Source organism: Cardiobacteriaceae bacterium TAE3-ERU3 (assembly GCA_019218315.1).
In the GTDB taxonomy this organism is placed as follows: domain Bacteria; phylum Pseudomonadota; class Gammaproteobacteria; order Cardiobacteriales; family Cardiobacteriaceae; genus JAHUUI01.
In genome coordinates, this window is record JAHUUI010000001.1 from 522,678 (window position 1) to 538,799 (window position 16,122).

Annotated in this window: 11 protein-coding genes; 3 read left to right on the forward strand and 8 right to left on the reverse strand. The window is 50.0% G+C overall.

Going from position 1 to position 16,122, the window contains the following annotated elements; translation table 11 throughout:
* Window positions 1-78: 78 nt before the first annotated feature.
* From nhaC to KRX19_02415, 7 genes are all read right to left on the reverse strand, one after another.
* Window positions 79-1,632, reverse strand: coding sequence for a Na+/H+ antiporter NhaC (gene nhaC, locus KRX19_02385; protein ID MBV7433861.1), 1,554 nt, complete (start codon window positions 1,630-1,632; stop codon window positions 79-81).
* 280 nt (window positions 1,633-1,912) lie between these two features.
* Window positions 1,913-3,322 (reverse strand): glycogen synthase GlgA, encoded by a 1,410-nt coding sequence (glgA, locus tag KRX19_02390; protein ID MBV7433862.1) that lies wholly within the window; start codon window positions 3,320-3,322, stop codon window positions 1,913-1,915.
* Window positions 3,319-4,584, reverse strand: a complete 1,266-nt coding sequence (gene glgC / locus KRX19_02395; protein ID MBV7433863.1) for a glucose-1-phosphate adenylyltransferase — start codon at window positions 4,582-4,584, stop codon at window positions 3,319-3,321. Before glgC ends, glgA begins: the two co-directional genes overlap by 4 nt.
* Before the next feature lie 101 nt (window positions 4,585-4,685).
* Complete coding sequence (gene glgX, locus KRX19_02400) at window positions 4,686-6,683, reverse strand: glycogen debranching protein GlgX (GenBank protein ID MBV7433864.1); 1,998 nt, start codon at window positions 6,681-6,683, stop codon at window positions 4,686-4,688.
* Window positions 6,684-6,687: 4 nt separating this feature from the next.
* Window positions 6,688-7,425, reverse strand: coding sequence for a hypothetical protein (locus KRX19_02405; GenBank protein ID MBV7433865.1), 738 nt, complete (start codon window positions 7,423-7,425; stop codon window positions 6,688-6,690).
* 3 nt (window positions 7,426-7,428) lie between these two features.
* Entirely contained in the window at window positions 7,429-11,577 is a 4,149-nt protein-coding gene (gene glgB / locus KRX19_02410) for a 1,4-alpha-glucan branching protein GlgB (protein ID MBV7433866.1), read from the reverse strand.
* 66 nt (window positions 11,578-11,643) lie between these two features.
* Window positions 11,644-12,696, reverse strand: coding sequence for a metal-dependent hydrolase (locus KRX19_02415; GenBank protein MBV7433867.1), 1,053 nt, complete (start codon window positions 12,694-12,696; stop codon window positions 11,644-11,646).
* Between the two features lie 248 nt (window positions 12,697-12,944).
* Between KRX19_02415 and KRX19_02420 the strand changes: the two genes are divergently transcribed.
* Window positions 12,945-13,283 carry a hypothetical protein gene (locus KRX19_02420; GenBank protein MBV7433868.1) on the forward strand — a complete coding sequence of 113 codons (339 nt, stop codon included), beginning with the start codon at window positions 12,945-12,947 and terminating at the stop codon, window positions 13,281-13,283.
* 250 nt (window positions 13,284-13,533) lie between these two features.
* Entirely contained in the window at window positions 13,534-14,232 is a 699-nt protein-coding gene (locus KRX19_02425) for a VIT family protein (GenBank protein ID MBV7433869.1), read from the forward strand.
* 124 nt (window positions 14,233-14,356) lie between these two features.
* Here the strand turns inward: KRX19_02425 and KRX19_02430 are convergent, their stop codons facing one another.
* On the reverse strand, window positions 14,357-14,911 hold the full coding sequence (locus KRX19_02430) for a cytochrome b (GenBank protein ID MBV7433870.1): 555 nt from the start codon (window positions 14,909-14,911) through the stop codon (window positions 14,357-14,359).
* Window positions 14,912-15,102: 191 nt separating this feature from the next.
* On the opposite strand from KRX19_02430, the gene KRX19_02435 reads away from it, so the two are divergent.
* A complete protein-coding gene (locus tag KRX19_02435) occupies window positions 15,103-16,068 on the forward strand; it encodes an ABC transporter substrate-binding protein (GenBank protein MBV7433871.1) in 966 nt (321 codons plus the stop codon).
* Window positions 16,069-16,122 lie beyond the last annotated feature (54 nt).

The window sequence follows — 16,122 nt, forward strand, 5'->3', positions numbered from 1 at the left end:
GTAACACGGCATTTTGTTACATATCGATATAAAAAAGCCAGCCACTAAAGTGGCTGGCTGAGGGTGCAAAATAAAAACTTATTTTGCCTGATCATCTGCAAGAGCATGATCGCCCAAGTCTTTTATATCTTCTTCCATGGCTGCCCATTCACGGCGCTCCTCATCGCTCGCCTTGGGCGAGAACAAGCCGGTAAAGCCGTAAAAGATACCGATAACAGGTGCAAGCCAGCAAGCAAAAGCAAGTGGAATATAGAGTAGATTTTCCATATTTGAGCCATCGATAATGCCAAGGCCCAGTGCGGTAATACAGAAAGCACCACCTGCATTCCAAGGGATCAGCGGGCTCATCAGCGTACCGCCTTCTTCAAGGCCACGAGACAAGTTCAGGGTCGAATAACCGATACCGCGATACAGTGGCGCAAACATACGCCCTGGCAATGCAATCGAGATGTACGGATCACCAGCAATCATGTTGGTCAGGAATGCAGTGCTGATTGCAGATGACTGCACTGCACCAAAGCTGCGCAACTTGGTGATGATCGCGTTGATCACTGCTTCAAGGCAGCCAGTACGCTCCAATGCGCCACCAAAGCCAAGGGCAAGCAGCATCAGTGAAATCGTCCACATCATCGACTGAATACCACCCTTATTAAGCAGCGTATCTATATTCTCAACGCCGGTATCAATTGAGTAGCCATTTTGTGCATAGACGAACAAGTTATTAACTGTCACGTTGTCCTGCATCACCATGCCGACCAATCCACCGACGACGACACCGGCAAAGAGTGACGGCAATGGCGGCTGCTTGAGCAAGGCAAGCACCAAAACAACGACTGGCGGGATCAGCAACCAAACCGAAATATTAAAATTCGCTTCAAGTGTCGCAACAATTTCATTGATGGATTCAAGTGAGACTTTGCCACTGCCAACCAATTGGAAACCGACCACAAGGTATATGATCAGTGCAATGAGCATTGCCGGAATTGTGGTTGGCAACATATTGCGAATATGATCAAATACGTTGGTACCGGTTACTGCAGGTGCAAGGTTAGTGGTATCGGAAAGTGGTGAAATCTTATCGCCAAAAAATGCACCAGATACGACAGCACCAGCCGTCCAATACATCGGAATATCAAAGCCGCTACCAATACCCATCAACGCGAGGCCTACTGTACCAACCGTACCCCAGCTGGTGCCAAGAGAAACGGAGATAACAGCGCAAACCAGCATTGCTGCTGCGAGGAAGTATTGTGGGCTAATCAATTCGAGGCCGTAATAGATTAGAGCCGGCACCGTACCGGAAGAAATCCATACACCAATGATCATCCCCACCACGATTAATACCGCGAGTGACGGCATCGAAACGTGAATAACGTGGAAGACACCTTCGCGCGTTTCCGCCCAAGAAGTGCCGTTATAGAGCCCCATTAAAGCAGTAAAAGCAATACCGAAAGCAAGTGGAATATGTGGCGCAAAATGGCCAAAATAAAAAAGCTGAAGCATCAGCACGCCGAGCGTCAGAACAATCGGCAATAACGCCATCCATAACGGTGGCAAAGAAGAAACTGCCGGCTTATCGCCTAGCGAAACTTCTTCTTGTAGTTCATGTGGACTGGGTTTTCCTTGAGGCATAATTTTCCCTTTTTTCGAAGTAAAATCAGCGCGTAATCCTAACATAGCAGGATTAACTGAAATTCATACTGTGCCGAAAATCAAGGAAAGGAAGGGATTTTAAAAATTTGATTAATAATTATTTGGAAAATAATTATATGAAATTTATAGGAATTTAAGATGCGGAAAATATGTACTATTTGTCATATTCCATCCATGTTTTCTGCGTTAATCACGATAAAAGATGAGCAAAAAGCGTGAAAATAATGAATTGAATGATGTTGTTTCAACACACAAACACTTATTTCTCATACAAGGCGAGATATTGCTGTGCTGCTTTGTGCCAGCCAAAATCCTCACCCATTGCACGGCGCTGCATCGTCTGCCATTTACGCGGCTGCAGCCAAATATCCACTGCACGCTGATAAGCGTCCACTAAATCGCTCGAAGTTGCTTGATCAAAAACAAACCCTGTACGACCATCAAGCACACTGTCACCCAACCCACCAATACGACGTACTAACGGCAATGTGCCATAAGCCATTCCGTAAAGCTGGGTCAATCCACATGGTTCAAAACGACTCGGGACAGCAATCAAATCACCACCAGCCATCATGCGGTGAGACAGTGCTTCGTCATATCCAATATACACACCAATACGACCCGGATGAGCCGCTGCCGCGCCTTCAAATGCTTCACTCAATGCAGGCTCGCCGCTGCCGAGTATGGCAAACTGGGTATTGCCCATATCCAGCATCGTCGGCAAAGCCGCCAATAGCAAATCAATACCTTTTTGCTCGGTTAAACGTGAAACAAGGATCATAAGCAGTGCATTTTTATCTTCTTCAAGACCAAAAAAGCGCTGCAACTCCAGTTTATTCGCACGTTTATTGGCAACGAGCTGGCGAGCATTGTAGTGATGGGTTATGGCAGGATCATGCTCAGGAGACCATATGCCCGGATCAATACCATTTAAAATGCCGTGCAAGCGGTGCTGTCCGGCACGCTCAGCAAGTAGGCCATGCAAGCCACAACCGCCTTCAATATGGGTAATTTCCTGCGCATAAGAAGGGCTGACTGTAGTGATCTCATCAGCGTAGTAGAGCCCTGCTTTGAGCATCGATAGCTGACCATTAAATTCCAGCCCGTGAACATCAAACATTCGCCATGGCAGGGCAAGCTCTGGAACATGTGCGGCATCGAAAAGCCCCTGATAAGCCAAGTTGTGAATCGTAAAGATCCGCTTGACCGGGCTTTGCCAATGCGCGAGATAGGCGCAGGCAAGCCCGGCTTGCCAATCATGCGCATGCAGAACGTCCGCACAGCCCCACCATTCATCCATACCCGCTGCGAGTGCTGCGCCAAACCAGCCTAACAGGGCAAAGCGATACACATTATCTGCATAATCATGATAGTTCGCATCGTGATAAGGGTTACCTTTACGCGCAAAAAGGTGGTGGGCATCAATCAAATATAATCTCACGCCATGATAGTCCACACTGCGCAGTGCAACGCCGCCTGCAAAAGTAGACAGCTCACGGATAATCGGCGCATCGGGAAGTTGTTCGGCTACACTTGGATAGTACGGCAAAACCAGGCGTACATCATGGCCGGCTTGAGCCTGAGCCCAAGGCAAAGCACCGACCACATCAGCTAAACCACCAGTCTTAATCAGCGGATAACATTCCGATGCAACATGCAAAATATTCATGATTGAGATAATGCCTCCAGCATTGATGTCGTTACCAATGTAACGCCGCCCTCACTAACGCGGAAGCGCTGGCGGTCGAGCCGATGATCAACGCCAATTTCCATGCCATCTGGAATGACGCACTCATGATCAATAATGCAGCGCTTGAGTGTGCAGCCTTTACCAATTTTGACCTGTGGCAAAATAATACTTTCTTCAATACGACAACCATCTGCCACTTCAATACCATTAAACAGAATTGAGCTGCGAATATCACTATTATGTACGATATTCCCACCAGGAATCAGCGCATTAGTGATAGAAGCCTGACTGTTTTTATTGAAAAAATAGCGTGTTGGCGTATTTTGAGGGAATGTCGCACGGATTGGCCATTTACTGTCAAACAAATCCAGTGGCGATTCCTCACTGATCAGGTCCATATTCGCTTGCCAATAGCTATCAATAGTACCAACATCACGCCAATAAACTGGTTCATTATCACCATGCACGCAAGAACGCTCAAAAGGATGGGCGTACAGGCCACCATCTGCCAATGCATGTGGAATAATATTTTTACCGAAGTCGTGCTGGCTCTTATCGTCCTTCACATTCTCAATCAGCAACTGATAGAGATAATCTTCATCGAAGACGTAAATACCCATAGAGGCTAAAGATTGCTGGTCATTGCCCGGAATCGTTGGTGGGTTATCCGGCTTTTCCATGAAGTCGGTCACCTTGTAGTCTTCATCAATAGCCATAACGCCGAACTGATGCGCTTCATGCCGCGGCACTTCAATGCAGCCTACCGTACATTTCGCACCTGTATCGATATGATCAAGCAGCATACTCATGTAGTTCATCTTATAGATGTGATCGCCAGCGAGAATAACCACATATTTAGGCTGGTAATGTGAGCGCATTACTTTGGCATTCTGATAGACCGCATCTGCAGTACCACGATACCAAGTATGATCATCAAGCTGCTGGCGGGCGGGAAGCATGTCGATAAATTGGCCGCGCTCATGTGGCAAAAAGGACCACCCACGCTGAAGATGACGCAGCAGTGAGTGCGCAGCGTACTGCGTAATTACGCCAATTTTCAATAAGTTGGAGTTTAGGCAATTGGATAATGGAAAATCGATAATGCGCCAGCTGCCGCCAAAATAAACAGCGGGCTTAGCGCGCTTATCGGTAAACTCATGCAAGCGCGAACCGCGTCCGCCCGCCAAAATCAAAACCAGTGTGTCATCAGCAATCTGTTGGATTTCTCGGGCGCTACGCATAGTTATATCCTCATGTACTTATTGACTATATATATTATACCATTTTAGGCATTTCATATTTAAAAACAGTCCTTAATAATATTAATACATTGTTTAAAATATTATTTTTTTAGTACTGTTATGCCAATCCCATCAGTGCTGTAGGTAGAGTCGTTGTAAACGGCACAACCGTATTCAAGTTTTGGCTGCCAATTACCTTCGGGTAACTGGAATGTTTGGGGCGCTTTTTTGCCATTAATCAGTAGCAGCCACTGCTGATCCAGTAACAATTGCAATGCTTTAGTATCAGCGCTTTGCCAATCTTCATCTTTCATCGCCTCACCGTTGCAATTCAGCCACTCGGCATTCTCCGCATGCCACCAATCATCATGACCACTAAATGCAGCAATTTCACGGCGCACGGCCAATAGTTCGCGTACGTACTGGCTACGCTCAAGATTGGCTTCATTCCAGTTCAGCCACGTCAGCTCGCTGTCCTGACAATAAGTATTATTGTTGCCTTGCTGGGTATGCCCGATTTCATCACCGGCCAGCAACATCGGCGTGCCATTACTCAAGCACAGTGCCGCAAGTAACGCCCGTGCACTGGCTTCTCGGGCATCATTAATAGCCGGATCATCGCTAAAACCTTCCACACCATGGTTAAAGCTGATGTTCTCATTATGGCCGTCGCGGTTGTCTTCGCCATTGGCTTCATTGTGTTTTTCGTTATAACTGACGAGATCTTGCAGGCAAAAGCCATCGTGTGCGGTAATGAAGTTGATGCTGGCATGTGCTGGGCGGTCATTGTGGTTAAAGATATCTGATGAACCGGCAATGCGCGTCGATAGGGCGCCAAGGTTGCCACTTTCATGCAGCCAGAACTGGCGCATATCATTGCGATAGCGGTCATTCCACTCACCAAAGCGGCCGGGAAATGCGCCAAGCTGATAACCACCTAGGCCAATATCCCACGGTTCGGCAATCATTTTGCATTCGCTTAAGATCGGATCTTGATAAATCGCTTGGAAAAATGCCGCTTCTTGGCTGAATGCAGGTGTACGACCAAGCACACTGCCAAGATCGAAGCGGAAGCCATCCACATGGCACTCTTCAGCCCAATAGCGCAGGCTGTCAGTAATCCAGCGCGTGGTGTGCACTTTGGCGGCATTGACGGTATTACCGCAGCCAGACCAATTCTCGTAATAACCTTCCGGTGTCAGCCAGTAATAATTGGCGTTGTCGATGCCTTTTTGGCAGAACATCGGGTCATCAATACCTTGCTCGGCGGTGTGGTTATAAACCACGTCCATAATCACTTCGATACCGGCGGCGTGTAGCGCTTTAACCGCTGCTTTGAATTCATTGATTGCCGTAACACTGTTGCCATCAGTAGCGTAGCGTGGGTCGGTCGCAAAATGCCCGAGTACGTTATAGCCCCAATAGTTCGTCAGGCCATGGGCTTGTAAATGCGCTTCATCGAGGTGGTGGGTAACGGGCAACAACTCAACCGCAGTAATGCCCAAATCTTTCAGGTATGCAATCACACTTGGGTGCGCAAGCCCGGCAAAGGTGCCGCGCTCATGCTCCGGCACGTCCGGATGGCGTGCGGTCATGCCCTTGACGCTCATCTCGTAGATAACCGTCTTGGGCCAAGGTGTACGCAAGCGCTGATCGCCTTCCCAATCAAAATCATCATTAGCGACGACGATGGATTTAACCGCTTTATCAGCGTTGTCGCGAGGATCTGCGTGGTGATACCACAGGCGCTCTTCATCGCTGCCGTAGCTTGGATGACCCACCAGCGCTTTAGCATAAGGATCACACAGCAGCTTTTGCGGATTAAAATAATGACCCTGTTCAGGATTGGTCTCACCGTGAACACGGAAGCCATAAAGCTGACCAGCTTGAACATTGGGCACGAAGCCACGCCAGATATGGTTGGCGCGCTCGGTGATTGGCAACCGGGTTTCGTTGCCATCGGCATCGAACAGGCATAGCTCAACGCCGCTGGCGTGTTCGCTGTACAGTGCGACGTTGATGCCGTCCTGCCCGTGCTGATGATCAAGGGTTACGCCAAGCGGTGCGGATAGGCCGCTGAGTACGGTGTATTCGGTCATTTATTTACCTTGAAGAAGGGTTAAATTTAGGATGGTGCTGAATGCCGCAAATTTCGCCGGCAAGAATGCGTACTTGCTTGGCAACATCCTGCTGATTGGTCTTGCTCACGTCTTGGTTATTAATGTCTGCGTCGTAATTGTGGCGCAGGATATCTTGCTTGGTGATGCGGTAGTCGTTGCGGTCAATCTTGCTTTCGATCACCGTCGCAAGTAATGCTTTGTCGCTCTCGTAGTAATTAGTGACGCTTCTCACAGAAATCACATCACCTTGCTCAAAAGCAGTGCAGATAGGAGTTTGAGATTGATAACGGATGGTTTCAAGAATGCCCTCACCCTGAGTATAGACGGTGATATTGTGCGCCTGCCTTAGCTGAGCCATGGCCGCGTCATCTTCGTACATGCTAACCGGCTGCTGCGTATCGCCATTAAGCATAATGGTACTGATGACGACATCATTGGGCTTAATACCTGAAGCATAGACAGGCCCGATAAGCTCTTGTGTATATAAATCCCCCTCTAAGGGCACTTTACGCCGTGCTTCACCGATATGCTGACCACGCCTGACCGCTGCTTGAGCAGATTGACCGGGCTGAACAATTTCAACATAGCTAATTTCCTGCAAGCTGCCGTCATTCTCAAAATACGGGCGCCAAAAGATACCGGCTTCATCAAGGCGATGATCAGATACGGCGCAGCCAGCCAAAATGAGCAGAGACAAGAGTGTGTAACTTTGTTTTTTCATAACTTATACGGACTCGTGTAAGAAATACAATGCGCCAAGTGCGGGAATATTGAGCTCAAGTGATTGTCCTGCATGGTGTGCTGGTACTGCGTCAGTATGGACGATACCACCATTACCGACTTGCCCACTGCCAGCATAAATATCGGCATCTGAATTGAGAATTTCGCGGTAAGCACCCGCTGCGCCAACGCCAATGCGGTAGCCATTGCGTACCACCGGCGTCATGTTCACCACGATCAATAGGCGTTGGTTACCGTGGATGCGCTCAAATGCGAACACTGATTGCGCATTGTCATCAACTACGCGCCACTGGAAGCCACTTGGGTCATCATCACCGGCAAATAACGCACTATGGTTTTGATACACAGCATTGAGATCAGCCACCCAACGCTGCATACCGCGATGCCACGGGCCATGCTCTTCGCTGAGCAAGAACCAATCAAGGCTGTCGTCTTCATTCCACTCACGGCCTTGGGCAAATTCATCACCCATAAACAGCAGCTTTTTACCCGGGTGCCCCCACATGAAGCCGTAATACGCACGTAGATTGGCAAATTGCTGCCAGCAGTCGCCGGGCATACGCCCAATCAGCGAGCGCTTACCGTGCACGACTTCATCATGCGACAGCGGCAAAACAAACGATTCGCTGTATTGATAGGCCATGGCAAAGGTCATCAAATGGTGCTCATGCTGGCGATAAATCGGGTCGAGCTGCATGTAGCGCAAGCTATCGTTCATCCAGCCCATGTTCCATTTAAAAGTAAAGCCGAGGCCGCCATCCTGGCTCGAATGGGTCACGCCGGGAAATGACGTCGATTCTTCAGCGATGACCATGGCCTGTGGGCATTGCTCATGCAAGACGGCATTGGTGCGGCGCAGGAAGTCAATCGCTTCAAGGTTCTCGCGCCCGCCGTATTGATTAGGTATCCACTCACCATCTTTGCGGCTGTAGTCACGATAGATCATCGAAGCTACAGCATCGACGCGCAGGCCGTCGAAGCCAAAGCGCTCAATCCAATACAGCGCACTACCGACAAGGAAATTGCGCACTTCATTGCGCCCAAAGTTGTAAATCAGCGTATTCCAATCCTGATGATAGCCTTCGCGCGGGTCAGCATGTTCATAGAGGTGTGTGCCGTCAAACAAGGCAAGGCCGTAGTCATCAGTCGGGAAGTGCCCGACGACCCAATCGAGTAACACGCCAATACCGGCATCGTGCGCGCGTGCGATCAGGCGGCGTAATCCTTCGGGGTCGCCAAACCGTGCCGTTGGTGCATAAAGCCCGGTTGCCTGATAGCCCCACGAGCCATCAAACGGAAACTCACTGATCGGCAGCAGCTCGATGTGGGTAAAGCCCATTTCCTGCACGTATGGAATCAGTTCATCGGCAATTTGGTCGTAATTGAGCCAGTAATGATTTTCGGTATTGCGTCGCCACGAGCCTAGATGCACTTCATAAGTGCTCATTGCCGCGTCGCGCTGGTTGGCGTGCTCACGCTCCGCACGCACTTCAACTTTCGGCGGCAAGCCGCGGACAATCGAGGCGGTATCAGGGCGCAATTCGGCGGCAAATGCGTACGGATCAGCCTTGAGGCGGATCGCACCATTGGCGTCCAGTAGCTCAAATTTATATTTCGCACCAAGCTCAACGTCGGGAATAAAAATATCCCACACACCACTGCCGCTGTGCTTACGCATGCTGTGAATGCGACCGTCCCAGCCGTTGAAATCACCGACAACCGAAATGCGTTGCGCATTTGGCGCCCAGACGGCAAAGCGCACGCCTGCGGTTTCTTGGTGCGCCATCGGGTGCGCGCCAAGCTGCTCATAAGGGCGCAAATGCTGGCCTTCACCAAGCAACCACAAATCGTATTCACTCAAAGCACTGGTGAAACGGTAGGGATCATCAACGCTGATGCTTTCGCCATTGCGCGTAATGTGCAAGCGGTAGGTATTCGTCCAATGTGGCAAGCAGCCAATAAAGAAACCGCGATCATCAACTTGCTTTAACGCATAGGCATGATCATCTGTCAGTATGTGCACCCGTTCAGCGCCGGGGGCAAGAATGCGTGCGATCGCACCATCATTACTATGGTGAACGCCGAGCCATGAAAAAGGATCTTGCAAGCGCGCGAAGAACGCATTGTCAATCTGATGACGGTCGTAGTCTGATATTGCATGAGCCATCGTTACCTCCTCGGCAGTGCGGCGGGCAGCGCTGATAGTGTGCCACAAATTGCCGTCTTGCAGGGAAGAGACCGCCGCCGGCATTTTTAATCGCCAGTTACGGTAGCCCTCGACGACGCCTGGAATATTGCTTGAGGCACTGATGCCAAACAAGTTCTCCAGCTGCACGCTGACCAGCTGTGCACCACCAATTGCCAACGCCTGCATCAGGCGGATATGTAGCCCCTGATTATCTTCCTCATCGCTACTTTCAGCGATACGCAGCAAGTGCTGTAGCTCTTGCTTACGTGCAGTGGTCAGTTCACGGTAGCCTTCATCATCAATCATCATCAGTTGATGTAATACATCGAGATCGGTGTGGCGCAGATAACCGGCAAGCGGCGGCAAATCGTGCGTCCCAAGGGTCGCGAGTGAGCGCGATGGATACTCATCCGGCATGCTGTCCTGCTCAAAATAGGCCACTTTATAGGTATAGACGCCGTATTCATCGAGCAGGGTACGTACTTCCGGCGGCACAATACCCAAGTCTTCGCCAATCACCACGCACTTCGCGCGCTGGCTTTCCAAAGCGAGAATCGCCATCATCTGCTCAATCGGATAATGCACATACGCACCGTGCGCAGCGCTCTCACCAAACGCAACCCACCACAGCCGATACAGTGCCATGACGTGATCAATACGCAGCACCCCATAATGGCGCATATTTTCGTGCAGCAAGCGCTGCCAGGCAGCGCAGCCATCTTCGAGCATGATGCGCGGGTTGAGCGGTGGCAATTGCCAGTTTTGCCCCAGCGGAGTGAATGCATCGGGCGGTGCACCAATTGAGGCGTCCAATGCGTATTGCTCACGCCCGAACCACACATCCGCACTGCCGCGTGCCGCACCAACGGCGACGTCCCCGTAAAGGCCAAGGCTCATGCCTTGCTTTAATGCCGTGCGCTGAATGGTGCCGAGGCGCTGATGCAGTAGCCATTGCAGCCAGCAGCGGTAATCAATCGCGTCCTGATGTTCCTTAATAAAAGCAGCAACCGCATCGCTATTCACATCACGATATTCCTCCGGCCAGCCAAGCCAGCCACTGGTCGATGCAAAATGGTTATCGAGTGCTTGGAACAGCGCAAAATGCTGTAGTGAGCGACCATGTGCGGTACAAAAAGCAGCGAATGTGTCCCGCTCATCATTAAAGCGATCATCACTGCAAAACGTTTCCCACGCCAACGATAGCGCCTCATTTTTCAGCGTCCAAACGGCAGTGTAATCCACCCAGTCGCCATCACGCGCCTGCTTGAGTAAGCGCTGCGTCTCTGTGCCTTGCCACCATTTTTGCGCCACTTCACTGGCGCGAAAAGCCGCGACGTTATCTACATCGAGATAAACCGGATTGAGCCAATAACGCGACGCAGGGCTGTATGGGCTAGCACCTTCAGGATCGGCACCAAACAAAGCGTGCAGTGGATTAATGCCGATAAAATCAACGCCTTTGGCGGCAAAATTCTCTACCACCTCATCCAAATCTGCAAAATCACCAATTCCCCAGTTACGCTCACTGCGTAAGCTATAAAGCTGTAGCGTCACGCCGCTGAGGCGCTTGCCTTCAGCCAAAACCGGATGCTCAAACGTGCGGCGTGGTGCGGCAATCAAGCATACTTGCCCAGCATCACTGCGCAGGGTGTAGTAACCCATCGCCAAAGGCGGTAACTTCCAGCAGCCATCTTCGGCTTGAGGCAGTGTAGTTAATAAATGCCCTTGCTCATCATAGACCGACACATTTTCCGAAGCAGCAAATGGAAACGTGAGATTGGCCTGAGTATTGGCCGTCACTGACAGCGTGGTCAAAAAAGCCCCGGCAGGTGGCTCGCTAAGCATCGCGCTCAATGCCGCATATACTTCCGGTTCAGTCTCCAACCAAGCGCCATCAAGGGCATGGTAGCCATCGGCGATAAGATTCTCAGGCGTATTGGTCATATTGTATTCTCGTTAGATGGGTACTGGCAGTTGCCTATCATATACGAACATATCCAAAGTGGCGCACTATTGCGCTGTGGCTTGCTGCCACTCTGCGTAAGGGAAAGGCGTTCCCGTACTAATGCGCTGCCAAAGCTGCTCAAAGCGCATACCGTAATCGCCGCCGCCCATTACTTTTGGCAGCATTTCAGTCGGAATGCGTTGCCACTCGCCATCTCCGTCGCGCTCAGCAAGGGCAAAGCGGAAGTAGGACTTGCCGTTGGTATCCATGCGTTCATCCTGGACGATTAAGCGGCCATCTTCTTCGACCACATCAATCCAGTTATCGGTAAACCACTTGAGGCGCTGCACATCAGGATCGTCAGCCATCATCGCCAGCAATTCGGGATGATGCGGCATCTTGCGATATTCAGCCGGGCGATCATCAAGCAAGCCAGTCATGACCTCATAGCGATTACCCGCGTCATCATCGACAAGCACCTGCCACAGCACGGTATTGATCGGCATCGGCATCGATTTCATACGTGTGATGTTAATGCCTGCATGTGCCATTGCATCGCGGGCATTGCTCTCAGCGATGTTTTTTGCGACCACGCTGAACGCGAGATAGGCGCAAGAAAACGCCAATGCCGCTACCGATAACACATGCGTCCAGCGGCGATAACCAAACAACAGCCCGGCAACAGTAGCGAGCAGCATCGGCACGGTATAGACGGGGTCAACAATGAAAATGGTCGCCCAGCTTTCCGGCACCCAATCAAACGGCCAAAATAGCTGCGTCCCGTACACGGTGAAGCTGTCGAGAATCGGATGGGTAATCAGCACCAGCCACAATACGATAAACAGCCGCCTGCCAGAATAACCGCGCTCTGGCTTGGGTTTGTACTTGCAAATCAGCCACGCGAGGAGTGCTGCAAAAGCGGTGATGACAAAAACCGAATGAGAAAATCCACGGTGCGTGGTCATTGCGGTGATCGGGTTGTCGTAGCGGATGAGCACGTCCAAATCAGGCAGAGTCGCCAGCGCTGCACCATATAAATAGGCTTTTCGTCCCTGATACTTGCCCAGCCCTGCACCCTGAATCGTCGCACCAAGCACCGCTTGGGTAACTGAATCCATTTACTTAATCCATTGAGATATGAGCGGATATATTAATGAAAACAGTTGCCAACTTCCTGCTTGGACGCTTACCATCTCTTAGGAAACACCGATTAACTACTTGCTCACGCCACACTACCTGATGTGTTACTCGCTCAGCTGACTATACAACTGGGCAATTTTAAAATTTATAACAAGGTGTGAGAGCCTACATTGGCGCAGACGGTGCAATAAGAATGATGCATGAATTTTAAAGGCGAATTAAGTTAATGATAGAGCAACAAGTCAAGATCCTGAACGACATAGTTCATGAAATTCACCGTCAAAGTGAAGCCGAGTACGACTCGTTTAGATTTGAATACAAATTTAATCCGGATGAAGAATGGTCACAGTATGGTGTTTACTTCATAAGAAATGGTCTGGAAGCGTTATCACAAAACATGGATTACGATGAAATAACAAGAAATTGTGAAAAACTGCATGCTGAAATACAAGCACATGCAGGGGGTGATTGGCGTAAATTTGTCTTAACGCTTGATGAAAACATGGAAGTTAAAACAAAATTTATTTATGAAGTTCAGTCGTGTATGGATGATTTTGCAGAGTAAAATATACTAGACATACCCTTAGATAAACAAAAACAATCACTGCGCAAATGTACCATGCGCTGGTTTGGGAAATAGCCAGATGACATCTGAGAAAATTAAAGCAGCAATTGATGTTGCTTTGATACCTCCGTCTTCTCAGGTTGAGGATTTAGCCAAAGCCATAAATAATAAGCGCAATAGTTTTGCATAAAACATCCGTTATTCCAGTTAGATACAATACGATTTCACTTTGTTCGTGCGAGGGGTATTCATGACTTTCTCTATTCACAGCGAACCGCATTTCAGCAATCGCAATAATTGGCTGCGCGCGGCAGTACTCGGCGCGAATGATGGCCTGATTTCAACCTCTAGCCTGTTGGTCGGCGTTGCTTCGGCGGCAACCGATAGCCAGACGCTGCTACTCACCGGCCTGGCTGCATTGACTGCGGGGGCACTATCGATGGCAGCAGGGGAATATATATCCGTATCATCGCAAGCCGATACGGAAAAAGCCGACCTCACAAAAGAAGTACACGAGCTGACCCACAATGCAGAGCAAGAACTGATCGAGCTGACCACAATTTACGAGCTGCGCGGGTTGGATCACGATTTGGCGCGGCAAGTCGCGGTGGCATTGACCGAGCACGACGCATTAGGCACACATGCCCGCGATGAAATTGGGCTTACCGAAGTCAGTGAAGCCAAGCCGTTACAAGCAGCATTTGCCTCGGCATGTGCTTTTATTGCGGGTGCAATTTTGCCCATTTTGGCTATCGTGCTGTTGCCGTTGCAGGGCATGGTGTGGTCTTTGGCGATATTAACCGTAATTGGCCTCGCTATACTTGGCTTTGTGTCCGCACGTTTGGGCGGCGCACCAGCCATACCTGCTGTGCGGCGTATCGTCACGTGGGGCGTGTTGGCGATGCTCGCAACTTCTGCTATTGGGTATTTTTTTGATGCGATGCTATAGCTGATTGATTTTAAATTTCATACAAGGCGTACCGGCGCAGACAGTACAACGCGGGATGAACGTTAAAGGTGATGAGCTATATAGAAAAAAGCCCCGTGGTTTGGCCACAGGGCTTGTGCCGTCATCAGGAAACGTATTTGCCCATAATACGGCGCATGGTGCCGTCTTTATCGACAAAGTGGTGCTTGTACGCGCCTGCAATGTGCAGCGCTATTGCCACAACCATCACCGGCAGAAGTGCGCCGTGAATATTGTTCGCAATACCGGCAAATTGTGCATTGATTGGTGCAGGCTTGCCATCTGCGCCAATATTGGCGGCAATGATTTGCAGGTCGAATAGATCTAATCTACGTCCGCCGAAGTAAGACATCAGCATACCGCTAATCGGGAACAACAATGTGCCGATAATCAGTACCCAAAAGATTACTTTGGAAAGAGTCATTTCCCACTTTTTGTACTCATTAACATGCGGCGGTATGCCTTGTATGGCACGCCAGATGACACGCACCAAAATGATGGCAAAAAGAATAATGCCGATGGATTTGTGAATAGGGTAAAGATAAGCGGTTTCTCTGCTCATGTACGCGCCGACGCACATCATGGCGATGATGCCGATGGCGACGACCCAATGCAGGACGACGGTTATCAAGGACAGTTTATTACGGGTATCTGCTGACATGTGACCTCATGAATGTAAATAATATTGTTTATCATAAACAACAGGTTATCCTGATGCCGCATTATTATAGCCACGCGCCCAACCCGCCATCCTATTCTGTTATGTAATACACCATGACGCCGATCGACATATTCCTGAAACAGAGCTGGACTAGAGTGACGCTCTTTTGAAGTAACAGGTCAGAGGATCTTATGCGCTTTTTATCTTGTGTGATTGCGGCGGTGTGCGCCAATACAGTATGGGCAGCAGATTTGGTGCTTTATACCAGCCAGCCAAATGAGGACGCCCAGCAAACAGTCGATGCGTTTAACAAAGCACATCCAGATATTGAAGTTGAATGGGTACGTGATGGCACTACTAAGCTGATGGCGAAGTTGCAAGCCGAGCTGCAAAGTGGCGTAGTTAATCCAGACGTCCTGCTGATTGCCGATGCGGTCACAATGGAAGCATTGAAGCAAGACGACCGCTTGGCACCTTATCAAAGCGCCGAAGCAGAAGCTTATGACGAATCGCTTTACGATGCTGAAGGCTATTACTACGGTACCAAGTTGATCACTACCGGCCTGGTGTACAACAACCGTGCGGCCGAGCAGCCAGCCGCTTGGCAAGATTTGACCAAGCCTGAGTACGACAACCTGATTGCGATGCCATCGCCTCTCTACTCCGGTGCAGCGTTGATTACCCTATCAACTCTGACCAGCAACCCTAAATTGGGCTGGGACTACTACCAAGCGTTGGCCGATAACCACGCAGCGGCACAAGGCGGCAATGGTGGGGTACTCAAGGACGTCAGCGCCGGTAGCAAAGCCTACGGCGTGATCGTTGATTATCTCGCGATTCGTGAAGCGCAAAAGGGCGCGCCAATTACCTTCGTTTTCCCGCAAGAAGGCGGTACAGCCGTGACTGAACCGGTTGCGATCATGAAAGACGCCAAGCACCGTGGAGCGGCTGAGAAGTTTGTCGACTTCCTCTTGTCACAAGACGGGCAAGCACTGGTGTTATCGCAAGGTTATTTGCCCGCACGTGAAGACCTCGGCGTACCCGAAGGCTTCCCGGCACGTGACCAGATCAAGCTGATGCCATTCGACGCAGCAGCGGCACTGGAAAACAGCGAAGCCGACAAGCAGCGCTTTGGCGAAATTTTCTCCACACAATAGTCAAGATCAATATAGGCGCGGCATGTCATGGGCATGGCCGCGCCTATTTTTTGG

Coding starts and splice junctions, on each gene's coding strand:
- glgX (MBV7433864.1), bottom strand. CDS start 6,683: ATGACCGAATACACCGTACTCAGCGGCCTATCCGCACCGCTTGGCGTA.
- KRX19_02420 (MBV7433868.1), top strand. CDS start 12,945: ATGATAGAGCAACAAGTCAAGATCCTGAACGACATAGTTCATGAAATT.
- KRX19_02415 (MBV7433867.1), bottom strand. CDS start 12,696: ATGGATTCAGTTACCCAAGCGGTGCTTGGTGCGACGATTCAGGGTGCA.
- glgB (MBV7433866.1), bottom strand. CDS start 11,577: ATGACCAATACGCCTGAGAATCTTATCGCCGATGGCTACCATGCCCTT.
- KRX19_02405 (MBV7433865.1), bottom strand. CDS start 7,425: ATGAAAAAACAAAGTTACACACTCTTGTCTCTGCTCATTTTGGCTGGC.
- KRX19_02425 (MBV7433869.1), top strand. CDS start 13,534: ATGACTTTCTCTATTCACAGCGAACCGCATTTCAGCAATCGCAATAAT.
- nhaC (MBV7433861.1), bottom strand. CDS start 1,632: ATGCCTCAAGGAAAACCCAGTCCACATGAACTACAAGAAGAAGTTTCG.
- glgA (MBV7433862.1), bottom strand. CDS start 3,322: ATGAATATTTTGCATGTTGCATCGGAATGTTATCCGCTGATTAAGACT.
- glgC (MBV7433863.1), bottom strand. CDS start 4,584: ATGCGTAGCGCCCGAGAAATCCAACAGATTGCTGATGACACACTGGTT.
- KRX19_02435 (MBV7433871.1), top strand. CDS start 15,103: ATGCGCTTTTTATCTTGTGTGATTGCGGCGGTGTGCGCCAATACAGTA.
- KRX19_02430 (MBV7433870.1), bottom strand. CDS start 14,911: ATGTCAGCAGATACCCGTAATAAACTGTCCTTGATAACCGTCGTCCTG.